This window comes from Achromobacter sp. Root565 (genome assembly GCF_001427425.1).
Classification (GTDB): Bacteria; Pseudomonadota; Gammaproteobacteria; order Burkholderiales; family Burkholderiaceae_B; genus Achromobacter; species Achromobacter spanius_D.
Window position 1 is genome coordinate 1,329,777 of record NZ_LMGO01000001.1, and the last position, 20,519, is coordinate 1,350,295.

A 20,519-nucleotide genomic window follows, 5' to 3' on the forward strand; every position below is an offset into this window, starting at 1 on the left:
TCAAACCTATAATCCCCCGTTATTGGAAAAGGGGAAAAAAATGGAAGCCGATGGGTATGCCGACGAGGTCGGGCCGAGCGCCGGGCGGCCGCTGAACCTGCGCCAGATCGAGGTGTTCCGAGCCATCATGATGGCCGGCTCGATCAGCGGGGCGGGGCGCATGCTGCATGTGTCGCAGCCAGCCGTGAGCCGGGTGCTGGCCCTGACGGAAAACCGCCTGGGCTACCGGCTGTTCGAGCGCGTCAAGAGCCGGCTGTCGCCCACGGCCGAGGCCCGGCGCCTGTATGCCGAGGTCGAGCAGGTGTATGGCGGTATCCAGCGCGTGAACGACCTGGCCGCCAGCCTCGGGCAGTCGGGCGCGGGCATGCTGAAGATCGTGGCAAGCGCCAGTTTCGGGCAGCGCCTGATCCCCATGGCGCTGGATCGGTTTCGCGGACGCAATGCGGGCGCGCGGGTCGATTACCGGAGCGTGACGTTCGACGAGCTGGCGGCGTACTTTCTGTCGGGACAGGCGGACATCGGCATTTCCATGCAGCCGCCGGATCATCCGAACCTGACGTCGGTCCGGCTGGCGCGCGTGCCGGTGGTGTGCGTGCTGCCGCCCGGGCATCCGCTTGCCAGCCACGACGCGGTGCGGCCGGAAGACTTTTCGTCGGCGGCGTGGATCGGCTACCCGCGCGATACGCCGCTGGGACGCGCGCTGCAGCCGTTCTTCGGCGAAGGCCCGCACTGCGCGGCGGCGATCGAGGTGCATTCGCCTGTGACCGCCTGTTCCTTCGTGCAGCAGGGCCTTGGACCGGCGCTGGTGGATGCCTGGTGCGTCACGCCGGATCAGGCCGCGCACATGGCGCTGCGTCCGATCACGCCCGAGGCCAGCGTGGAGATCTGGGCGACGCATTCCAATCTGAGCGCGCCGCCCTTGCTGGCACGGCGCTTTCTGGCTGCGGTGAAGAAGATCCTGGAGAGCGACGCGCTGCCCGGGGTGACGCCGGAATAGGACTTCCGTGCGTCAGCCGGGCAGCGCAGCCGCTTACAGTCCTTCGGCCTGCAGCGCGGCCTTGACGCCGGCGTTGGCCTGCATGCGCTCGAAGAACGCGGACAGGTTGGAAAGGCCGGACAGGTCCACTTCCTTGGCGTGCGCCCAGCGCAGCACGACGAACAGGTAGGCGTCCGCGACCGAGGGCGCGGCGCCTGCCAGATACGACTTGCCCGCCAGTTGCGTGTCCAGTTGCGCGAACAGCTTGGTCAAGAGCGCCGAGGCCGAGGCGGCCAGTTCCTTCTGCGCGCCTTCGTCCTTCAGGTAGCGCTGCGCGCCGAAAAGCAGCGAGAACGTCTTGTGGACGTCGGAGTTGATGAAGCCGACCCAGCGGCGCACTTCGGCGCGTGAACGCGCGGTGCCGTCGCCCAGCAGCGTGCTTTCGGGCGCCTGTTCGGCCAGGTACTCCAGGATGGATACGTTCTGCGTGATTGCCCAGTCGCCATCGGTCAGTGCAGGCACGGCGCCCAGCGGATTGATCCGCAGAAACTCGGGCTCCTTGAGCGCCTCGCGGCTGAGTTTGTGCGTTTCATACGGCTTGCCGATCCACTCGAGCACGATGTGGGAAGCGAGCGAGCACGCGCCGGGCATGTAGTACAGTTTCATCTGTCGGAGACTCCTGGAAGGAAGAACGGGAGATCTCCCGTCCGTGGGCGCTATGGTACGCCAACCGGGTATGCCATTCGCGAGTGGTCCCGCGTCTCTCCGTCATGCCTTCCGCGCCCGCTTTTCAATCTGTCGCCGCCGGAGATGTCCATGCAGTCACGCACCGCCGCGAGCACGCGCGCAATTCCCTTTCTCTTGTCTTTGACCCTGGTTTGCGCCGCCGCGCCCGCGATCGCGCAAGCCTCGCAGGAACCGCCCTCGGCGCCTGCGCGCGTGATGCCCGTTGTCGGTGGCCTGGACCATCCCTGGTCCATGGCGTTCCTGCCCGACGGCGGCATCCTGATCACCGAACGACCGGGGAACCTGCGGCTGTTGCGTACGCCCGGCGGGTTGTCCAAGCCGCTGACCGGTGTGCCCAAGGTCGCCGCGCGCGGCCAGGGTGGCCTGCTGGACGTGGTGCTGTCGCCGGACTTTGCGACCGATCGCTACGTGTATCTGTCGTATGCGGAGTCGGACGGAGACAAGAGCGGCACGGCCGTGGGACGCGGCCGGCTGGCCGACGATGCCAGCGGGCTGGAAGACTTCAAGGTGATCTTCCGCCAGGAGCCCAAGCTGTCGTCCGGGCTGCATTTCGGATCGCGCCTGGTGTTTGACGGCAAGGGCTATCTCTACATTGCGCTGGGCGAGAACAACCAGCGGCCCACGGCGCAAGACCTGGACAAGTTGCAGGGCAAGGTCGTGCGGCTCAAGGCCGACGGCGCTCTGCCAGACGACAACCCCTTTGTGGGCAAACAGGGCGCGCGGCCCGAGATCTGGTCGTACGGCCATCGCAATCCGCAAGGCATGGCGCTCAACCCGTGGACCGGCGAGCTCTGGGAAAACGAACACGGGCCGCGCGGCGGCGACGAAGTCAACGTGGTGCAGCCGGGCAAGAACTACGGCTGGCCGCTGGCGACCTACGGCATCAACTATTCGGGCCTGAAGATTCCCGAGGCCAAGGGTGAGACGCTGCCGGGGATGGAATCGCCGATCTACTGGTGGCCGAAGTCGCCCGCCATCAGCGGCATGGCGTTCTATGACGCCGACCGCTTTCCGGCCTGGCGCAATTCGCTCTTCATCGGCGCGCTGGGCAACCAGAACCTGATGCGCCTGACCGTCGACGGCAATCGCGTGGTCGAGAAGGAAAGGCTGCTGGTCGACCGCAAGCGCCGGATCCGCGACGTGCGGCAGGGGCCGGACGGTTATGTGTATGTGCTGACTGACGCTTCGCCGGGCGAACTGCTGCGGGTGGCGCCGGCTGAAACAGGAGGGTGACCGTCATGAAGACGTATGAACTCATCGGGTCCGCGGGCTGCGGCTCCGCCATCGTCGAGATGGCGCTGGTGCTGGCCAATGTGCCGCACGTGCTGACGGACGTGCCTTATTTGAAGCCCGGTCCCGAGCGGGACCGGCTGCTGCATCTGAATCCGCTGGGGCAGGTGCCTACCCTGATCCTGCCCGACGGCGAGGTCATGACCGAAAGCGCGGCGATGATCCTGCACCTGAACGACGTGGCGCCGCAGGCAGGTCTTGCGCCCTCGGCGGACAAGCCGGAACGGGCGCGCTTTCTGAATCTGCTGGTGCGGATCGTGGCGGCGGTCTATCCCACCTTCACATACGGCGACGATCCCGCGCAGTGGACGACGCCAGGCGATGCGGTTGACCTGCTGCGCGAGCGCGTCCACACGCGCCGCGCCGAGCTATGGCAGGAATTGGAACGCCAGGCGGGCGCGCCGCACATGCTGGGGCGGCGGTTTTCGGCGCTGGACCTGTATGTGACGGTCATGACGCATTGGCGCCCGGGTCCCTCGTGGTTCAGTGCGATGTGCCCGGCTTTGACTGCGGTGGCGCGCGAAGCCGCGATGGAACCCAATGTGGCCAAGGTGTTGCAGCGGCACTTTCCGCCGCCCAGCGAATAACGCGGGCGGCCGGGCAAGGCAGCGTCAGGTGGCGGCACGCCGGCGCGATTTGCCTCGCGCCTCGCGCAAGGCGATGTACACGCCGCTGCCCGCAATGAAAACGGCGCCCAGATACGCATAGGCGTCGGGCGCCTCGCGCCAGAATATCCAACCCAGGATCGTGGCCCAGACCAGGCCCGTGTAGTCGAAGGGCGCCACGACAGAAGCCGGGCCGATGCGGAATCCCTGCGTGATCAGCGCCAGCCCCAGCGTGCTGAACAGCGCCACGCCACCGAAATAAGGCAGGTCTTCGACGGCCGGCGCGCGCCACACCCACGGCAGTCCGATCGCGCTGCACACCAATTGCCCCAGCACGATGTAGAACGTGGTGGTCAGCATGCCTTCGGCGCGGTTGATACCGCGCGCCGTGATCATCATGACGGCGTAGAGCAGGGCGGTGGTCAGCGGCAGCAGGGTGGCGGCCTGGAAGGCCTGCGTGCCCGGGCGCACCACGATCAGCACGCCCGCAAAGCCCGCCAATACCGCCAGCCAGCGCTTGCCGTCGACACGTTCCTTAAGGATCAGCACCGACAGCGCGGTGACGAACAGCGGCGCGGCAAACGCGATGGCGGTGGCTTCGGCCAGCGGCAGCGCCTGCAATCCAAGATAGAAGCAACAGGCCGAGACCACGTTGATGGCGCCGCGCGTCAGGTGCAGGCCGGGATGCGTCGTGCGCAGCACGCGGCGTCCACCCAGCCACAGCGCCAGCGCGGTCACGAAAGGCAGCGCGATCAGCGCGCGCAGGAAGAGAATCTGCAGCGGGTTGTAGCTGGCGCCCAGCCACTTGGCGTTGGCGTCGCTGAGCGTCAGAAAGAAAATGCCGCCCGCCACGCAGGCGATGCCTGCGGCTGCGGAATGTTCACGGACGGCGGGTAATGCGGTGCTTGGGGACATCTGAAACCTGCAAGGGCGGCGGTTCCTGCCACCGGTGGATGAAGAACGGAAGACTTTTTCAGCTTTGCGCGCGGTAGGCGGCAATGGCGACCATCGCCCAAGCGGCCAGGAAGGCCGTACCGCCGAACGGCGTGACCGCGCCCAGCCAATGCGTGCCGGTCAGCGTCAGCACGTACAGGCTGCCCGAAAACAGCACGATGCCGACGAACATCACGACGCCCGCGGCCGACAGCAGCGGCGACCCGAAGCGGGCACCCAGCAGCGCGATGATGAAGATGCCCAGCGCGTGGACCAGGTGGTACATGACGCCGGTCTGCCACACGGCCAGCATGTCGGGCGTCAGGATGCGCTTGAGCCCATGCGCGCCGAACGCCCCGGCGCCCACCGCCACCATGAGATTGATCGCCGCGAGTATCGTGAGCTGCCGGTCCGTCATTGCGTGTCCTTGAGAGAAATGCGAGGGGGATTTTGCCGCCGCCTATGATAGGCCCAAATATGGTGCATGATCGGCCGCCACGGTTCCCGCCTTGCGCGTCGATTTCCAAATGGGATATTATAAATTCAATTTGGTAATTCAGCCGCCCCATGCGCTGGCCGGGTCCTCCGGTTGGCTGTTCGTCCAAGCGGCGCCCGGAGCAGATCATGACCATCGCCCTGACCGATAAATCTCTCGCCAAGCGCGGCGCCACCACCAAACGTCCGCCGCGCCCCAGGCAGCTTTTTCGCGGCCTGATCGACAGCCCGCTCACCGACATTGCCCGGGACGTGCACCGCGGGCTGCCCGCGCAGATGGTCGACGATGCCGCCGATTACCTGCAGGTGCCCAAGTCGGAAATCATGGCGATCACCGAGGTCAAGGCGGCGTCGCTGTCGCGCTGGACGCGCGAAGGCCAGGCGCTGCCGCTCGGTGAATCCGACCGGCTTGCCCGCGTCGCCCGGGTGGTGCGCGTTGCCCGCCAGGTGCTGGGCAGCGACGAGGAAGCGGTGCTATGGCTGAACACGCCCGTGCCCGCGCTGGGCAACGTCAAGCCGTTGTCGCTACTGACCTCGGACGCCAGCAGCCGCATTGTCGAAGACACGCTGGCCCGCGCCGCCGCGGGCGTTTACGCATGACCGACTACGTTTCGCTCTGGCGCATTGGCACCACGGCGGGCAAGTACCGGGCGGACGACCTCTCCGGCGCCGGGGCGGCCGCGGTGGGCGGACGCTACAACAGCCCGGGCACGCCGGTCGTGTATGCCTCGGCCAGCGTGGCGCTGGCGGTGCTGGAAACGGTGGTGCATTTTGCCGCCCGCGCGTCCGAGCACGCCAACCGCTACCTGATCGAACTGGCCGTGCCCAACGGCATCTTCGAGGCACGCCAGTCGCTGTCGCTGGTGCAGTTGCAGGACGACTATCCGTTCTGGGACGCGGTGCCCTTTGCCGAGGCCTCGCAGGCCGTGGGCGACAACTGGGTGGCGTCGGGCGTGTCGGCGCTGCTGGAATTGCCCAGCGCCATCGTCCCGTACCGTGGCGTGCCGGACTGCAATTTCCTCATCAATCCGGCGCATCCGGACGCCGAGGATATCGTGGTGGTGCGGCGTGAACGCTTCATCTACGATCCGCGATTGCGGCCGGCGTAAGCATCCAAAAGCAGGCGTCAAAGCAAACGCGCCCGGTGCCGGGCGCGTTTGTTTTTTGATTGCAACGCTGGCGTCAGTCGACCGTCAACACGGCCCGGCCCACGACCTTGCCTTCGCGCAGCGAGGTCAGCACGCGGTCCGCCTCGGCCAGCGCGTGGCGGTGCACCGGCATCGGCGGCACCTTGCCCGCCCGCACCAGTTCCATCAATTCCTTCAGTTCGGCCAGGTTGCCCACATAGCTGCCGATGATGGACAGCGCCTTCATCGGAATCAAGGCGATGGGCCAGGTGGATCCGCCGCCGAACAGGCCGACGATGATGAGCTTGCCGCCCTTGGTCAGGAAGTCGAACGCCAGCGAGGTGGTGGCCGGCGCGCCGACCAGATCGATTGCGGCCCGCACCGGCTTGCCGCCGGCGGCCTGCATGATCTGCTGCGCGGCATCGGGTGCGGCGCCGTCAATGGCCGCCAGCGCGCCCGCGTCCAACGCCGCCTGGCGCTTGGCCGGGTCGATGTCGACGACGATGGCGCCCGCGCCGCCCAGCGCCTTGATCAGCGTCAGGCTCATGAGGCCCAGGCCGCCCGCGCCGAAGATCACGACGGGATGCTCGCGGTAGATGTCGGCGCCGATCTTCTGCAATGCGGAGTACGTGGTGAGCCCCGAGCATGCGTACGGTGCGATCTGCGCGGGGTCCAGGTCGCCGATGTCGATGAGGTAGCGGGGATGCGGCACCACGATGTGGTCGGCATAGCCGCCAGCGCGATGCACGCCCAGGCAGGCGGGCGCCGTGCAGTGGTTCTCCATGCCGGCCGCGCACGACGCGCATTTGCCGCATCCGATCCACGGATAGACGAGGTAATTGCGGTCGGTGGCGAGGCCTTGCGCGTCGGGGCCGGCCGCCACGACGGCGCCAACCGTTTCGTGGCCCATGGTCAGCGGCAACGATACGCCACGGTCCTTGAGCGACAGGGTCCGGCCCTGGCCGAGGTCGTAGCCGCCTTCCCACAGATGGATGTCGCTGTGGCACACGCCGGCCGCGCGGACCTTGAGCAGCACCTGCGACCCCTGCGGGGTGGGCGTGGGCTGGTCCATCTCCTGCAGCGGTTCGCGGAAATTGACGACGCAATAGCACTTCATGGTTGTCTCCTTTTTATTTCTTGACCAGGGGGCATTCGCTGTCGGCGAGCGACACGAAGACCTTTTCGCCCGGCACCGTGGACAGGATGCGGTAGTAGTCGTTCGGATGCTTGGATTCGGCAGGCTTTTTCACCTCGACCAGGTACAGGTCCATGATGACGCGGCCATCTTCGGGGCGCACCCGAGCATTCTTGATCAGTTTGGTCGTGATGGGCAATTCGCGCATTTTCTGGTTGACCACCGCCGCGTCGAAGGTGCCTGCGGCCTGCGCGGCCTGCAGGTAATGCGTGGTGGCTACGTAGCTCAGGGCCTGCACGATGGACGGCGCGCGCGTGACGCCCATCTTCTTTTGCCAGCGCTGCGTCCAGGCGCGCGTGTCCTCGTCGGCGTCCCAGTAAAAGCCGGTGGGGAAGGTCAGCCCCTGCGCGACCGGCAACCCCATCGCGTGGACGTCGTTGATGAAGGTCAGGAACGTCAGCATCCGCTGCTTGCCGCCCGCCAGACCGAACTCCTGCGCCTGCTTGATGAGGTTGACCAGATCGCCGCCTGCGCTGGCCAGGCCCACGACGTCAGCCTTGGAAGACTGGGCCTGAACGAGGAACGACGCAAAGTCCATGGCGCCCAGCGGGTGGCGCGTGCTGCCCACGACCTTGCCGCCCGCACCCTGCACGAAGCGCGACGCGTTGGTTTCCAGCGATTTGCCGAAGACGTAATCGGTGGTGATGAAGTACCAGCTCTTGCCGCCGCTCTCGACGACGCTTTTGACCACCGCGTTGGCCAGCGCGTAGGTATCGGGCGCCCACTGCGTGCTGAGGTTGCTGCATTGTTTGCCGCTGAAGTCTCCGGCAAAACCGCCGCTGATCAGCGCCGTGCCGCCTTTTTCGCGCGCCACGCCCTGCGCGGCCAGCCCGGCCGAGCTGGCGCCGCCGTCCACCACCGCGACCAGATTCTGGGTGTCGAACCAACGGCGAACCAGCGCGGACGCCACGTCGGCTTTGTTCTGGTTATCCGCGCCGACGACCTCGACGGTCTTGCCGGCCACCTTGCCGCCGAAATCCTCCACAGCCATGCGCACGGCTGTCTCGGACCCGAGGCCGCCCAGGTCGGAATAGATGCCGGAGCGGTCGTTGGATACGCCCAACCGCACGACGTCGGTCTGGGCTTGGGCCGCGCAGGCGGCCAGGGTGGCGGCCAGAGCCGCCAACACGGGTTTGATACGCATCTTTCTGTCTCCCAGCCCTGAAACGGACCGTTTTAATGAACGTTATGGATGACGCGACAACTCGGGAAGGCGGCGCCGGTGCTCCAGCCGGCTGAAACTTATTTCACATTGGTGAATGCAAATTCCTGTGCAAGAATTTAGGTACCTGCACATGAAAAGTCAACACGGTGGAACACCCTAGTGCGGGTGCCGAAACCCCGTTGCCACGAAGGAGGGCCGACGCCGTGGAAGTGAAACTTGTCGCTCGCACACTGGAGTTGCTGGAGCTGTTTGCGCAGACGAAACGGCCCATGCCGCTGACCGAACTGGCCCAAGGGCTGGGCGCGCCGATGTCGAGCTGCCTGGCGTTGGTGCGCACGCTCGTGGCGCGGGGGTATCTGTACGAAGTCCGGCGCCGCGCCGGGTATTACCCCACTGGCAAACTGCACGGTCTGGCGGCGCAGATCCTGGCGGGCGACCCCTGGCTGGATCTGGTGCGGCCGCGTCTTTCCGCGCTGCGCGACGCAGCCAACGAAACCGTGATGCTGGGCAAGATCCAGGATGGCGCCGTGGTGTTCCTGGACGTGGCCGAGTCGACGCAGCCCGTGCACTACGCGGCGCGGCCGGGCGAACGCCGGCCGCTGCACACCAGTTCGGTCGCCAAGGCCATCCTGGCGCGTCTGCCGGCCGCCGAGCGCGACCACGTGCTGGCGGCGGCGCAATACACGCGCTACACGGACCGCACACTGACAACCCGCGAAGACCTGCTGGCTGACGTGGACAGAGCTGGCGAGCGGGGTTGGGCGTCGAACGTGGGGGAGAGCGTTGCGGACCTGACGGGCTTGGCCGTCGCACTGGATCTGGGCGGCGAATGGTACGCGCTATGCCTGGCAGGGCCCACGCCGCGAGTGTGGGCGCAGCGCGAGGAGAACCTGATGCATCTGCGCGAAGCGGCCGAGGCGATCCGGCGCGATCGGGAGGGATAAGCGGACGGCGATATCAGGGCCCGCGGCGCACCAGCGTGGATTTACCGAACAAGCTCTCGATCAGATCCACCGCGAGCTCCGCTGTCCGGTTGCGCACGTCGAGCGCGGGATTCAGTTCCACCACGTCCAGCGAACGCATGAGGCCGGTGTCGGCAATCATTTCCATGCAGAGCTGGGCCTCGCGGTAGGTGGGGCCGCCCATGACCGTGGTGCCCACGCCCGGCGCGATCTCGGGATCCAGGAAGTCCACGTCGAAACTCACGTGCAGGTGCGTGTCGGCGTCCAGGCCAGCCAACGCGGCCTGCATGGTGGCGCGCATGCCCATCTCATCCAGATACCGCATATCGAAGACCTCGAGGCCGGCGTCGTGCAGCAGGCGCTTTTCGCCGGGGTCGACGCTGCGGATGCCGATCTGGCGCACGCAGGACGGATCGATGTCCGGGCACTCGCCCGACATGCCGGTCAGCGGCGCGGGGCCGTTGCCGCACAGGCAGGCCACCGGCATGCCGTGCAGGTTGCCGGTGGGCGTGAGCAGGTGGGTGTTGAAGTCGGCGTGCGCATCCAGCCAAAGCACGCGCAGCTTTTTGCCGGCGGCGCGGCAATGCCGCGCGACGGCGCTGACCGAGCCGATGCCCAGGCTGTGGTCTCCGCCCAGCAGGACGGGCAGACGGCCTTCGGCCAGTTCTTCGTACACGGCATCGTGCACTGCCTGATTCCACGCGGTCACTTCTTCCAGGTGACGATAGCCGTCCACCGGCGGCAGCCAGGGATTGGCGGGGCCGTACAGGTTGCCGCGGTCGCGGACCTGAAAGCCCTGGGCCTCGATGACCGGTCCCAGATCCGCGACTCGGAGCGCTTCAGGTCCCATCGACGCGCCGCGCGCGCCGGCGCCGATGTCGGTCGGTGCGCCGATCAGGGTGACTTGGGTAGGCAGGGTGGGGGTGTTAGCCGAGTCGTTCGTCAACGCGTTCGTCAATTCGCATGCTCCGTATTGCGGTGTTCAGAGTGGGGGATCAGGCGGCGGACAGCACCGCCGCCAGTTGGTCGCACGCCCAGTCCACCTCGTCCCGCGTGACGATCAGGGGCGGCGACAGGCGCAGGGTATGACCGTGGGTGTCCTTGACCAGCAAGCCTCGCGCCTGGAGCCGTTCGCACCAGAGGCGGGCGCCGCCAGCGTCCGGCTCCAGTTCCACGGCCAGCATCAGGCCGCGTCCGCGCACCTCGCGCACGGGGCCGGGCAGCGCGCGCAGGCGCTCCAGAAAATGCGCACCCACGGCGGCGGCGTTCTCGATCATGCCTTCCTCGGTCAGCACCCGCAGCGCGGCGCGCGCGATGGCGCACGCCAGCGGATTGCCGCCGAAGGTGCTGCCGTGCTGCCCGGGCTGGAAGACGCCCAGCACGTCGGCATTGGACAGCACGGCGGACACGGGATAGAAGCCGCCGGACAGCGCCTTGCCGACAAGCGTGACATCGGCTTCGATGCCTTCGTGCTCCTCGGCCAGCAGCTTGCCCGTGCGCCCCAGGCCGGTCTGGATCTCGTCCAGGATCAGCGTGATGCCGCGCTCCGTGCAGCGTTGGCGCACGCTCCTGAAGTACCCGGGGGGCGGCATCACGACACCGGCTTCGCCCTGTATCGGTTCGACTAGAAACGCGACCGTGCGGTCGGAAATGGCGTCATTGAAGGCGTCGAAGTCGCCAAAAGGCACAACCTTGAAGCCGGGGGCGAACGGGCCGTAATGGCCATAGGCGTCGGGGTCGGTGGAAAACCCCACGATGCCCAGCGTGCGGCCATGGAAATTGTTGGCGCACACGATGATCTCGGCCTCGCCCTCGGGCACGCCGCGCACCTCGTAGCCCCACTTGCGCACGGCCTTGATGGCGGTTTCCACGGCCTCGGCACCGCTGTTCATGGGCAGGATCTTGTGGGCGCCCGTGAGGCGCGCCAGATCTTCGTAGAAGCCCGCCATCTGGTCATGGCGGAAGGCGCGCGACGTGAGCGTGAGCTTTTGCGCCTGCTCGGTCATGGCGGCCAGGATGCGCGGGTGGCAATGGCCCTGGTTGACGGCGGAATACGCGGCCAGGCAGTCCAGGTATTTGCGCCCGTCGACGTCATAGACCCAGACGCCGCTGCCGCGCGCCAGCACGACGTCCAGCGGATGGTAGTTGTGCGCACCCAACTGATCTTCGATGTGGTCGCGGCGGCTGGCGGCGGACTGCGCGCCGGGCTGGGGGGTCATCACGGCATGCATGCACGTCTCCCAAGGGCGTATTGGGGCCATCTTAGCGCCGCCAGCACGGCTTGGCATTGCCATTGCATGACAAAGGCCTTTCCGGGGCTGGTGCGCCGGGTGCTGCACAATAGCGCCTGTGCCGGACCGTCGTCCGGCGTTCCGATTCTGTGGATAGCTGACATGCTTGTGCACCAATTGCTTAACAAACTGATGCGCGGCGCCGCGGTGGCGGCGCTGGGATTGGCGGTGGTTGCGCCGGCAGCGGCGCAGGAACAGCCCCTGCGCATCGGCGTGATTGCCAGCGTGGCCAACGAAGCCACCGAACTGGCGATTGCCCAGGCCAAGCAGCAGGGATTGGACGTCAAGCTGGTGGAATTCAATGATTGGGTGCTGCCCAACATTGCCGTGGCCGACGGCTCGGTGGACGCCAACTTCTTTCAGCATGCGCCGTTTCTAGAGCTCTTCAACCAGCGGCGCGGCGCCAACCTGCAGCCGATTGCGTACGGCTATTCGACCACCATCGGGCTGTTTTCCAAGAAGCTGAAGAAGGGCGACCCGGTGCCCGAGGGCGCGACCATCGCGGTGCCGAACGACCCGGTCAACACCGGCCGCGCCTTGCTGCTTTTGCAGTCGATGGGGCTGATTACGCTCAAGCCGGGCGTTGCCCATCAGGCCAGCCTGCAGGACGTGGTGGCCAATCCCAAGAAGCTCAAATTCGTCCAGATCGAAGGCTCGCAGTCGGCCCGCACGTTCGATGATGTGACGGCGTCGGTCACCTACACGACGTTCGCCAAGCAGGCGGGGCTGAACGAAAAGGATGGGCTGGCCTTCGACAATACCGATCCGGACAGCATCCGGCGCTACGCCATCCGCTGGGTGGCCAAGCCCGAGAAGGCGCAGGACCCGCGTCTCTTGAAGTTCATTGCCATCTATCAGAACTCGCCCGAAGTGAAGGCGACGCTCAAGCGGCTGTATGGCGATCTGATTTCGTTTCCCTGGTAGGGCGTTAACCGGTCGGCAATCGGAATAAAATCAGGGTTTGCCCCGACAAACCCTTCTTATCAAAGGCCGGCCGCGCTGCGTGCCGAACCTGATTCCAATGTCTGACCTCGATGACCGCGACCGGAAACTCTTGACGCTGCTGGCCGACGACGCCACGCCCAGCTATGCGGAGCTGGGCAAACAGCTCAACCTGTCGGCGCCCGCGGTGCACGAGCGGGTCAAGCGGCTCAAGCGCGACGGGCTCATCAAGGGCATCGCCGCCAAGCTCGATGGCGCAAAGATGGGCCGGCCGCTGCTGGCCTTCGTGCATGTGGACACGATCAACTGGACGATCACTCAGCAGGTGCTGGGCCTGGCCGAGTTGAACGAGGTCGAGGAGATTCACACCATTACCGGCAAGAGCGCCATGCTGCTGAAAGTGCGCGTGCGCGATACCCAGGCGCTGGAACTGCTGCTGGCGCGCATCCACCAGATCGAAGGCATCTCCAACACGACCAGCGATATCGCCCTGACCAGTTATCTGGAGCGCGGGCCGCTGCCTGAGGCCGCCTGATCGCAGGCCGCCTGAACGGCAGCCCCGCGGTTCAACGGGCAGGGGCGGCTCGCAGCCGCAGGCGCGTGATTTCCGACGGCGCCCACAAGCGCTTGGGCGGGCCCCAATAGCCGGTGCCGCGGCTCGTGTAGACCCACATCTGTCCCAGCCGATGCAGCCCCGCCGTAAACGGTTGCTGAAACCGGACGAAGAATCCCCACGGAAAGAACTGCCCGCCATGCGTATGGCCGGAGAGCTGCAGCGTGTAGCCGGCCGGCTCGGCCGCCGCCGCGCTGCGCGGCTGATGGGCCAGCAGGATGCGCGGAAAGGCGTCGGCCGGCGCGCCGGCCAGCGCCGCGCGCGGATTGCTGCGTTGCTGCGGGTCGAAGGCGCCGGCGCTGAAGTCCGTGACGCCGGCCACCACCACCGGCAGCCCCGACGGATGGATCACGGCATGCTCGTTCAAGAGAACGCGCAGCCCAAGGCGGCGGAATTCCGTAATCCACGGGCCCGCGCCCGAATAGTATTCGTGGTTGCCGGTGACCAGATACACGCCGAACGGCGCGCGCAGATCGCCCAACGGACGGGCTTGCGCGGCAAGCTGCTCGACGCTGCCGTCCACCACATCGCCCGTGATGGCGATCATGTCGGGCAACTGGTCGTTGACCGCGTCGACAATGGCTTGCACATAGCGGCGCTTGATGGTCGGGCCGACATGGATGTCGCTGATCTGCACGATGGAAAAGCCGTCCAGGTCTTGCGGCAGGCCGGCGATCGGCACGTCCACGTCGACCACGCGGGCGCGGCGCCGCGCGTTGTAGAACCCCGCCAGCGTGCCGGCCAGCGCAAGCCCGATGACCGTCCACGCGCTGGCGCGCCGCAGGGCGATCCACGGCAGATCGGCACCTGCTGCCAGATTGCCCAGCCACAGCAGCAGCATGAGCGCGTCGCGCAGCACGGTCAGCACAAAGAGCGACGAGAACAGTCCCATGGCCAGCAGGCCGACCCAGGCGATGCGGTCGCCCCACGGCGGGTTGACGGAGGACCGCGCCAGCATGCCCATCGGGATCAGCACGCACGAAAGCACTAGAAAGAGGATGGCGGCGGCAGTGCCTTCACCGCCAAGCAGCAGGTCGGGGATCAGGCGGGCGCCGACGTACACATGGGCGAGGGCGCCCAGGGTCAGAAAGCGCAGGAAGAATGAAGATTGGCGCAGGGACACGGCGGCGGGCGGGCGCGCCGTAGCCGACGCGCAGGGAATCAGGGAACCGCCATTCTATGCTCCGCCGGCGCCTGGACTGATAAACGCAGCGCTGCGCGTCCGCCTGGCGCAGCACCACCGCCTGGCGCGGGACCCTCAGACCGGCAGCTCGCCTTCCCGGCAGATCAGGCTGGCGTCCATCTCGTCAAGGCGGTTGATGCCCAGCATGGCAATGTTGCGATCGACCTCGGCGCGCAGCAGCCCGATGGCATGCGCCACGCCTTGCTGGCCGCCCACCGCCGCGGCGTAGTTGAAGGGACGGCCCACAAACACGCAGCGTGCGCCCAGGGCCAGCGCCTTGAGCACATCGCCGCCGCGCCGCACGCCGCTGTCCATCATCACCGTCATCGCACCGGCCTGGGCGACCACGCCCGGCAACGCGCGCAGCGGCGAGATCGCGCCGTCGAGCTGGCGCGCGCCGTGATTGGACACGATGATGCCGTCCGCGCCATGCTGCCGCGCCAGTGCGGCGTCGCGTGGATGCAGGATGCCCTTGATGACGAGCGTGCCCGGCCATTGCCGGCGGATGTGCGCCACGTGTTCCCAACTGAGATGGTCGCGCGCCGAGAAGTCGCGCAGCACCGACGCGGAGACGATGGGCGCGCCGCGCGTGGCGAAGGAATTCTCGAAGTGCGGCATGCCATGCGCCAGCAGCGTGCGCAGGAACGTGCCGGCCAGCCAGCGCGGGCGCGCCAGTCCGTCCAGGGCCAGGCGCAGGCTGGGCTTGAGCGGCGTCGAGAATCCGGTGCGCACGTTGTTCTCGCGGTTGGCGGACACGGGGATGTCCACGGTCAGCACCAGGGTCTCAAAGCCCGCGCGGCGCGCGCGTTCGATCAGCGCATCGATCTTGGCGGGGTCGCCGGGCAGGTACGCCTGGAACCAGGTGCCGGGCGCTTCGGCGATGACGGCTTCGAGCGGGATCAGCGACGTCCCGCTCAGGATCGCGGGCACGTTCTGCTCGCGTGCCGCGCGGGCCAGCACGATATCGCCGCGGTAGGCCGACAGCGCGCTGATGCCCATGGGCGCGATGCCGAAGGGCGACGCGTAGGTGCGGCCAAACAGGTCAGTCTGCTGCGTGCGGCGGGACACATCCACCAGCACCCGCGGGGTGAACGCGTACTGCGCAAAGGCCTCGCGGTTGCCGTTGAGCGATTGGTTGTCTTCGGCTGCGCCGGCGATGTAGCCGAAGATCGGACGTGGCAGCCGGCGGCGCGCCGCGGCTTCGAAATCGTCCAGGGACAGCATGCGCCCGAGCGCGCGGGGCAGCTTGGCGGCGGCGCCAGGGGTGACGATGGGGGTGGCGTCAGGGGATGCGGCGGGCAGGGCGGTGGTAGTCATGGCGGGCCGGTAAAAGCCCGTAATCTAGCAACGCCTGTTGAACGCAGAAAGCGAATAAAACAGAAGCGGCCCGTTCGCTTGCGGCGAACAGGCTGCGATACGGAGGTCTAGGCCTGCGTGGGCAGCGCCAACAGCTCACCCATGCGCACCGGGCCCAGCACCGAGGGCGTGTCGGCCCAGCGGATCTTGTCCGGTCCGAACAGGACGATGGCCGTGGAACCCAGCTTGAACCGGCCCATCTCGGCGCCCTTTTCAAGAAAGATGGGGGCGCGGGCGGCGGCGTCGTAGCGCACGGATTTGACCCGGCGCTTGAACGGCGTCACCAGACCGGCCCACACGGTTTCGATGGACGCCACGATCATCGCGCCCACCAGCACGACGGCCATGGGACCGTGTTCGGTGTCGAAGATGCAGACGACGCGTTCGTTGCGCGCGAACAGGCGCGGCACGTTGCGGGCGGTCAGCGGATTGACGGAAAACAGGCGCCCGGGCACGTGGACCATTTCGCGCAGCGTGCCGGCGACGGGCATGTGGACGCGGTGATAGTCCTTGGGCGACAGGTAGATGGTGGCAAACTGGCCGCCCTGGAACGGCGCGGCGCGTTCGGTGTCGCCGCCGAGCAGGTCGGCGAGCCCGTAGCTGTGGCCCTTGGCCTGGAAGATGCGGCCTTGTTCGATGGCGCCCATCTGGCTGATGGCGCCATCGGCCGGACACACCACCGAGCCCGGTTCTTCGTCCAGCGGCCGCGCGCCGTCTTTCAGCGCACGCGTGAAGAAGTCATTGAAGCAGTCGTAGGCCAACGGGTCTTCTTGCAGCGCCTCGCTCATGTTCACGCCGTACTTGCGGACGAAACGCGAGATCATCCAGTTCTTCACCGCGGGTTCGCGGCAGTCCGATGCGTATCCGAAGAAGCGCGACACCAGGTGGTGCGGCGCGAGATACTGGCTGGCAAGAAATAGTTGGTCTTTGATAGGCATCTATGGCGCTAAAAAACGCGTCCCGCATACAGCGGGACGTGGTTGATGGTTGCCGCGCGGGCCAGGTCGACGCTGGAGTCCGGCAATTCGCCGCGATTGTAACGCGGTTGGACGCGCGCGGCGCGCAAAAACGCGTCAGGCCGCCTTGGCCGCCAGCTTGGTCTTGTAGAGCCAATCCTTGTAGTCGTCCAGGTCGCCGTCGAACGGGTTGACCTTGCCATCGGCGACGATGATGAACTGGTCGGTGGTGGCGCGCAGCAGGTGACGGTCGTGCGATACCAGCACCAGCGTGCCCTCGAACTGCGCCAGCGCATCCGTCAGCGCCTCGCGCGTTTCCAGATCCAGGTGGTTGGTCGGCTCGTCCAGCAGCAGCAGATTGGGGCGTTGCCACACGATCAGCGCCAGCGCCAGCCGCGCCTTTTCTCCGCCGGAAAACGGCGCGATCGAGCTGGTAGCCATGGCGCCGTTGAAATTGAAGCTGCCCAGGAAGTTGCGCAGTTCCTGTTCGCGCACGGTCGGCGCGATCTTGGTCATGTGCCAAAGCGGCGATTCGTCGTGGCGCAGCATTTCGACCTGATGCTGGGCGAAGTAACCGATGGACAGTCCCTTGTTGAACTGCGTGTCGCCGGCCAGCGACTCGATCTCGCCCGCGATGGTCTTGATGAAGGTCGACTTGCCCGCGCCGTTGATGCCCAAGAGGCCGATGCGCTGGCCCGCCTGCAGCGAGAAGTTGATACCCGACACGATGATCTTGTCGGACACGGCTTCCGTGACCTCGTCCTCGATGCGATAACCCGCGCTGACCTTGTCCATCGTGAGCAGCGGATTGGGCGCGCGCAGCGGCTCGCGGAATTCGAACGAGAATTCGGCGGCAGCGCGCAGCGGCGCGACTTCTTCCATGCGCGCCAGGGCCTTGATCCGGCTCTGCGCCTGGCGTGCCTTGCTGGCCTGCGCCTTGAAACGGTCGATGAACGATTGCAGGTGCGCGCGCTGGCGCATCTGCTTTTCCATCATGCCCTGCGCCAATTCAAGCTGTGCGGCGCGCTGGCGTTCGAAGGACGAATAATGGCCCGAGTAACGCTTGAGCTTGCGCTCGTCGATGTGGACGATGACGTTGACCACGCCGTCCAGGAAATCGCGGTCATGCGAGATGACGATGAGCGTGCCCGGATAACGCTTGAGCCAATCTTCCAGCCAGATGATCGCGTCCAGGTCCAAGTGGTTGGTGGGTTCGTCCAGCAGTAGCAGATCGGACGGGCACATCAGCGCCTGGGCCAGGTTCAGGCGCATGCGCCAGCCGCCCGAAAAGCTGGTGAGCGGCAGGTGCATCTGCGCCTGCGTGAAGCCCAGGCCGGTCAAGAGCTGCTCGGCGCGCGAGTGGACCGTGTAGGCGTCGGCGTCGGCCAGCGCCGCATAGATCTCGCCCATGCGCAGACCGTTCTCCGCGCTTTCCGGCTCGGCTTCCAGCGCGGCCAGTTCCGCTTCCAGCTTGCGCAGCGTGGTGTCGCCGTCAATGGCGTACTCGATGGCTGGGCGGTCGAGCGCGGGCGTTTCCTGCGCGACGTGGGCCACGCGCCAGGATGCGGGATAGTCGAGGTCGCCCTGGTCGGCGTGCAGCGTGCCGCGCAAGAGGCCGAACAGACTCGACTTGCCCGCGCCATTGGCGCCGATGAGGCCGATCTTGTCGCCGGGATTCAGAAGCAGGTCGACCTTGTCGAGCAACGGCTTGACGCCGCGCATGAGTGAAACTTGTTGGAAACGGATCATGGATGTAGGGCTGGATGGCGCGGTGCGCGCGCGGCAAGGCACCCGCGAAGGGCGCGGTGCGGGAAAGCGGAAACCGGGGCGGGATGGCGCGCGCAACGTGCGCGCCGGCGCGAGGAGGATCGGATGAAAGCGAACCCCATCCGAACGAAGGGGGGGATTGTACTCGGCCGGACAGGTCCGGGTGGGGAGCTTCGGCCGGACAGGTCCGGGCGGGGAGCTTCGGCCGGGGAGCTTCGGCCGGACAGGTCCGGGCGCGTAGCTTCGGCCAGGAAGCTCCGCCTCCCTACGGCGCCTGAATCGCCGCAGCCAGGGCCAGCACGCGTTCGGCCTCGCTTGCGTGCAGGTTCTCCACCAATGCCCCGTCGACCACCGCCACGCCCTTGCCCTCGGCCTGCGCGGCTTGCCACGCGTCCAGGCGCTTGCGCGCCGTGTCGAGTTCTTCAGGCGTCGGCGCAAAGGCCGCATTCGCGGCGGCGATCTGGCGGGGATGGATCAGCGTCTTGCCATCAAAGCCCTGGTCGCGTCCTTGCCGGCAGGTGTCCTGCAGGCCCGCGTCATCGTTCAGGTCCAGATGCACGCCGTCCAGCACGGCGAGGCCGTGCGCCCGCGCCGCCATCACCGCCAGCGAGCGCGCCAGCAGGGTCTCATTGCGCGAGGGCGTGTGGCGGGCATGCAGGTCCTTCACCAGATCCGACGTGCCAACGACGATGGCGGCCAGCCGCGGGTGGCCGCCGGCAATGGCATCGAGCCGTAAAAAGCCCAACGGCGTCTCCGCCATGGCCCACAGTGGCAGGTCCGCGGGCGCGCCGGCCGCATCGAGCGCCTGCGCCAGCGCCGCCAACTGGGCGGGGGTCTCGACCTTGGGCAACAGCACGGCATCGGCGCCGGCCTGTGCGATGGCGCGCACGTCGTCGAGTCCCCAGGGCGTGTCCAAGGCGTTGACGCGCACGATGCACTCGCGCCGTCCGTAGCCGCCTTCGCGCAGTGCGGCGGCGACCTGGGCGCGGGCCTGCGCCTTGGCGTCGGGCGCCACCGCATCTTCCAGGTCGAGGATCAGCACGTCCGCATCGAGCGTACGCGCCTTGTGCAATGCACGCGCGTTGGCGCCGGGCATGTAGAGAACGGAACGGCGGGGGCGGATAGGGGCATTCATGCGGGCGGTCTCAGAGTTTGGGCAAGCCGCCAACTATGGTGACGGGCGTGGTGCAGACGTAGCCCACGCCATAGACGGTGCGGATGCCCAGGTCGCCGCCGGCCAGCTCGCGCAGCTTGCGCCGCAACCGGTGCATGTGGGCGTCCAGCCGGTGCGTGTCGTAGGCCTCGGCGCTGGCGCCCAGGGCTTCAACGAGGCGGGCGCGCGACAGCGGCAGCGGGGCCGCCTGGATCAGCGCGCCGATCAGGCGGCTTTCGGTGTCGGTGATGTCGACGCTGACCTGGCTGGGCGAGGTCAGCGTGCGGCGCGCGGGGTCGAAGCGCCAGGCGTCCGATTGCGCGTCCTCGGCGTTGGCGGCCGGCACGACGCGCAGGCGCCGCGATAGCGCCACGAGCGTGGCGCCCAGCTCGGCCAGGTTGACGGGCTTGGTCAGGTAGTGGTCGGCGCCCAGGCTCAGCCCCGACACCTTGTCTTCGCTCAGGAGCCGTCCGGTGAGCATGATGATGCCCATGGACGGATAGGTGGTGCGCAGATGCGACACGCGCGCCAGCCCGTCGCCGTCCGGCAGCATGGCGTCCAGCACGAGGATCGCGGGCGTGACGGTGAGCAACAGCTTGTCCAGCTCGGCCAGCGAGCCCGCAGTGAGGATGGCTTTGTCCAGGCCCAGGTCCTGGATGTACTCGGCGATGGAATCGCGCCAATCCCCGTGGTCGTCGACGACGATGATCGTCACGGCGCGGCGCGCTCTCGCGGTCCTTGGGCGAACAGGTGTGTTCTCGTC

The 20,519-nt window shown here is 67.1% G+C and carries 21 protein-coding genes; 8 read left to right on the forward strand and 13 right to left on the reverse strand.

Annotated features, from left to right (window positions below; translation table 11 throughout):
* Positions 1-40 precede the first annotated feature (40 nt).
* On the forward strand, positions 41-997 hold the full coding sequence (locus ASD71_RS05985; protein ID WP_056561093.1) for a LysR family transcriptional regulator: 957 nt from the start codon (positions 41-43) through the stop codon (positions 995-997).
* A 33-nt stretch (positions 998-1,030) separates the two neighbouring features.
* Here the strand turns inward: ASD71_RS05985 and ASD71_RS05990 are convergent, their stop codons facing one another.
* Positions 1,031-1,642: a glutathione binding-like protein gene (locus tag ASD71_RS05990; RefSeq protein ID WP_056561100.1), complete on the reverse strand. Its 612-nt coding sequence runs from the start codon at positions 1,640-1,642 to the stop codon at positions 1,031-1,033.
* Between the two features lie 150 nt (positions 1,643-1,792).
* Here ASD71_RS05990 and ASD71_RS05995 point away from each other — a divergent pair, with 150 nt between their 5' ends.
* Positions 1,793-2,956 carry a PQQ-dependent sugar dehydrogenase gene (locus tag ASD71_RS05995; protein WP_082578803.1) on the forward strand — a complete coding sequence of 388 codons (1,164 nt, stop codon included), beginning with the start codon at positions 1,793-1,795 and terminating at the stop codon, positions 2,954-2,956.
* 5 nt (positions 2,957-2,961) lie between these two features.
* Positions 2,962-3,600, forward strand: coding sequence for a glutathione S-transferase family protein (locus tag ASD71_RS06000; RefSeq protein ID WP_056566466.1), 639 nt, complete (start codon positions 2,962-2,964; stop codon positions 3,598-3,600).
* A gap of 24 nt (positions 3,601-3,624) precedes the next feature.
* Here the strand turns inward: ASD71_RS06000 and ASD71_RS06005 are convergent, their stop codons facing one another.
* Both ASD71_RS06005 and ASD71_RS06010 read right to left on the reverse strand, forming a co-directional pair.
* Positions 3,625-4,533: a DMT family transporter gene (locus ASD71_RS06005; RefSeq protein ID WP_056561103.1), complete on the reverse strand. Its 909-nt coding sequence runs from the start codon at positions 4,531-4,533 to the stop codon at positions 3,625-3,627.
* Between the two features lie 58 nt (positions 4,534-4,591).
* Positions 4,592-4,969, reverse strand: coding sequence for a DUF423 domain-containing protein (locus ASD71_RS06010; protein WP_056561106.1), 378 nt, complete (start codon positions 4,967-4,969; stop codon positions 4,592-4,594).
* A 206-nt stretch (positions 4,970-5,175) separates the two neighbouring features.
* Between ASD71_RS06010 and ASD71_RS06015 the strand changes: the two genes are divergently transcribed.
* Together ASD71_RS06015 and ASD71_RS06020 are read left to right on the forward strand one after the other, a co-directional pair.
* Positions 5,176-5,646, forward strand: a complete 471-nt coding sequence (locus tag ASD71_RS06015; RefSeq protein ID WP_056561109.1) for an antitoxin Xre/MbcA/ParS toxin-binding domain-containing protein — start codon at positions 5,176-5,178, stop codon at positions 5,644-5,646.
* Positions 5,643-6,155, forward strand: coding sequence for an RES family NAD+ phosphorylase (locus ASD71_RS06020; RefSeq protein ID WP_056561112.1), 513 nt, complete (start codon positions 5,643-5,645; stop codon positions 6,153-6,155). The genes ASD71_RS06015 and ASD71_RS06020 overlap by 4 nt, the downstream gene beginning before the upstream one ends.
* A 73-nt stretch (positions 6,156-6,228) precedes the next feature.
* Here the strand turns inward: ASD71_RS06020 and ASD71_RS06025 are convergent, their stop codons facing one another.
* Both ASD71_RS06025 and ASD71_RS06030 read right to left on the reverse strand, forming a co-directional pair.
* Positions 6,229-7,290 (reverse strand): alcohol dehydrogenase, encoded by a 1,062-nt coding sequence (locus ASD71_RS06025; RefSeq protein WP_056561115.1) that lies wholly within the window; start codon positions 7,288-7,290, stop codon positions 6,229-6,231.
* A 13-nt stretch (positions 7,291-7,303) separates the two neighbouring features.
* Positions 7,304-8,512: an ABC transporter substrate-binding protein gene (locus ASD71_RS06030; RefSeq protein WP_056561116.1), complete on the reverse strand. Its 1,209-nt coding sequence runs from the start codon at positions 8,510-8,512 to the stop codon at positions 7,304-7,306.
* A 224-nt stretch (positions 8,513-8,736) separates the two neighbouring features.
* Between ASD71_RS06030 and ASD71_RS06035 the strand changes: the two genes are divergently transcribed.
* Positions 8,737-9,477 carry an IclR family transcriptional regulator gene (locus ASD71_RS06035; protein WP_056561119.1) on the forward strand — a complete coding sequence of 247 codons (741 nt, stop codon included), beginning with the start codon at positions 8,737-8,739 and terminating at the stop codon, positions 9,475-9,477.
* Positions 9,478-9,490: 13 nt separating this feature from the next.
* Here the strand turns inward: ASD71_RS06035 and rocF are convergent, their stop codons facing one another.
* Positions 9,491-10,411: an arginase gene (gene rocF / locus ASD71_RS06040; RefSeq protein WP_156395176.1), complete on the reverse strand. Its 921-nt coding sequence runs from the start codon at positions 10,409-10,411 to the stop codon at positions 9,491-9,493.
* 79 nt (positions 10,412-10,490) lie between these two features.
* The gene (gene rocD / locus ASD71_RS06045) at positions 10,491-11,726 is read right to left on the reverse strand and encodes an ornithine--oxo-acid transaminase (RefSeq protein ID WP_200949359.1); all 1,236 of its coding nucleotides are present in this window, start codon (positions 11,724-11,726) and stop codon (positions 10,491-10,493) included.
* 192 nt (positions 11,727-11,918) lie between these two features.
* On the opposite strand from rocD, the gene ASD71_RS06050 reads away from it, so the two are divergent.
* Together ASD71_RS06050 and ASD71_RS06055 are read left to right on the forward strand one after the other, a co-directional pair.
* Positions 11,919-12,710 (forward strand): MetQ/NlpA family ABC transporter substrate-binding protein, encoded by a 792-nt coding sequence (locus tag ASD71_RS06050; RefSeq protein WP_056566472.1) that lies wholly within the window; start codon positions 11,919-11,921, stop codon positions 12,708-12,710.
* A 97-nt stretch (positions 12,711-12,807) separates the two neighbouring features.
* On the forward strand, positions 12,808-13,263 hold the full coding sequence (locus ASD71_RS06055; RefSeq protein WP_056561122.1) for an Lrp/AsnC family transcriptional regulator: 456 nt from the start codon (positions 12,808-12,810) through the stop codon (positions 13,261-13,263).
* 31 nt (positions 13,264-13,294) lie between these two features.
* Here ASD71_RS06055 and ASD71_RS06060 read toward each other — a convergent pair whose 3' ends face one another.
* The 6 genes from ASD71_RS06060 to ASD71_RS06085 form a co-directional block, all read right to left on the reverse strand.
* Positions 13,295-14,464, reverse strand: a complete 1,170-nt coding sequence (locus ASD71_RS06060) for a metallophosphoesterase (RefSeq protein ID WP_056561125.1) — start codon at positions 14,462-14,464, stop codon at positions 13,295-13,297.
* A 135-nt stretch (positions 14,465-14,599) separates the two neighbouring features.
* Positions 14,600-15,748 carry an alpha-hydroxy acid oxidase gene (locus tag ASD71_RS06065; RefSeq protein WP_369818958.1) on the reverse strand — a complete coding sequence of 383 codons (1,149 nt, stop codon included), beginning with the start codon at positions 15,746-15,748 and terminating at the stop codon, positions 14,600-14,602.
* A 200-nt stretch (positions 15,749-15,948) separates the two neighbouring features.
* The gene (asd, locus tag ASD71_RS06070) at positions 15,949-16,818 is read right to left on the reverse strand and encodes an archaetidylserine decarboxylase (protein ID WP_056561132.1); all 870 of its coding nucleotides are present in this window, start codon (positions 16,816-16,818) and stop codon (positions 15,949-15,951) included.
* Positions 16,819-16,953: 135 nt separating this feature from the next.
* Positions 16,954-18,585, reverse strand: coding sequence for an ATP-binding cassette domain-containing protein (locus tag ASD71_RS06075; RefSeq protein ID WP_056561135.1), 1,632 nt, complete (start codon positions 18,583-18,585; stop codon positions 16,954-16,956).
* 283 nt (positions 18,586-18,868) lie between these two features.
* Complete coding sequence (locus tag ASD71_RS06080) at positions 18,869-19,738, reverse strand: CoA ester lyase (RefSeq protein ID WP_056561139.1); 870 nt, start codon at positions 19,736-19,738, stop codon at positions 18,869-18,871.
* Between the two features lie 10 nt (positions 19,739-19,748).
* Positions 19,749-20,471 carry a response regulator transcription factor gene (locus ASD71_RS06085; RefSeq protein WP_056561142.1) on the reverse strand — a complete coding sequence of 241 codons (723 nt, stop codon included), beginning with the start codon at positions 20,469-20,471 and terminating at the stop codon, positions 19,749-19,751.
* Positions 20,472-20,519 lie beyond the last annotated feature (48 nt).

Excerpts from the sequence above, each read along its gene's own strand:
- ASD71_RS06020 (WP_056561112.1), top strand. The coding sequence starts at position 5,643 with ATGACCGACTACGTTTCGCTCTGGCGCATTGGCACCACGGCGGGCAAG.
- ASD71_RS06050 (WP_056566472.1), top strand. The coding sequence starts at position 11,919 with ATGCGCGGCGCCGCGGTGGCGGCGCTGGGATTGGCGGTGGTTGCGCCG.
- ASD71_RS06030 (WP_056561116.1), bottom strand. The coding sequence starts at position 8,512 with ATGCGTATCAAACCCGTGTTGGCGGCTCTGGCCGCCACCCTGGCCGCC.
- ASD71_RS06080 (WP_056561139.1), bottom strand. The coding sequence starts at position 19,738 with ATGAATGCCCCTATCCGCCCCCGCCGTTCCGTTCTCTACATGCCCGGC.
- rocD (WP_200949359.1), bottom strand. The coding sequence starts at position 11,726 with ATGCATGCCGTGATGACCCCCCAGCCCGGCGCGCAGTCCGCCGCCAGC.
- ASD71_RS06015 (WP_056561109.1), top strand. The coding sequence starts at position 5,176 with ATGACCATCGCCCTGACCGATAAATCTCTCGCCAAGCGCGGCGCCACC.
- ASD71_RS05990 (WP_056561100.1), bottom strand. The coding sequence starts at position 1,642 with ATGAAACTGTACTACATGCCCGGCGCGTGCTCGCTCGCTTCCCACATC.
- ASD71_RS06065 (WP_369818958.1), bottom strand. The coding sequence starts at position 15,748 with ATGCTGTCCCTGGACGATTTCGAAGCCGCGGCGCGCCGCCGGCTGCCA.
- ASD71_RS06025 (WP_056561115.1), bottom strand. The coding sequence starts at position 7,290 with ATGAAGTGCTATTGCGTCGTCAATTTCCGCGAACCGCTGCAGGAGATG.
- ASD71_RS06010 (WP_056561106.1), bottom strand. The coding sequence starts at position 4,969 with ATGACGGACCGGCAGCTCACGATACTCGCGGCGATCAATCTCATGGTG.
- ASD71_RS06005 (WP_056561103.1), bottom strand. The coding sequence starts at position 4,533 with ATGTCCCCAAGCACCGCATTACCCGCCGTCCGTGAACATTCCGCAGCC.
- ASD71_RS05985 (WP_056561093.1), top strand. The coding sequence starts at position 41 with ATGGAAGCCGATGGGTATGCCGACGAGGTCGGGCCGAGCGCCGGGCGG.
- ASD71_RS06055 (WP_056561122.1), top strand. The coding sequence starts at position 12,808 with ATGTCTGACCTCGATGACCGCGACCGGAAACTCTTGACGCTGCTGGCC.
- asd (WP_056561132.1), bottom strand. The coding sequence starts at position 16,818 with ATGCCTATCAAAGACCAACTATTTCTTGCCAGCCAGTATCTCGCGCCG.
- ASD71_RS06000 (WP_056566466.1), top strand. The coding sequence starts at position 2,962 with ATGAAGACGTATGAACTCATCGGGTCCGCGGGCTGCGGCTCCGCCATC.
- ASD71_RS05995 (WP_082578803.1), top strand. The coding sequence starts at position 1,793 with ATGCAGTCACGCACCGCCGCGAGCACGCGCGCAATTCCCTTTCTCTTG.
- ASD71_RS06075 (WP_056561135.1), bottom strand. The coding sequence starts at position 18,585 with ATGATCCGTTTCCAACAAGTTTCACTCATGCGCGGCGTCAAGCCGTTG.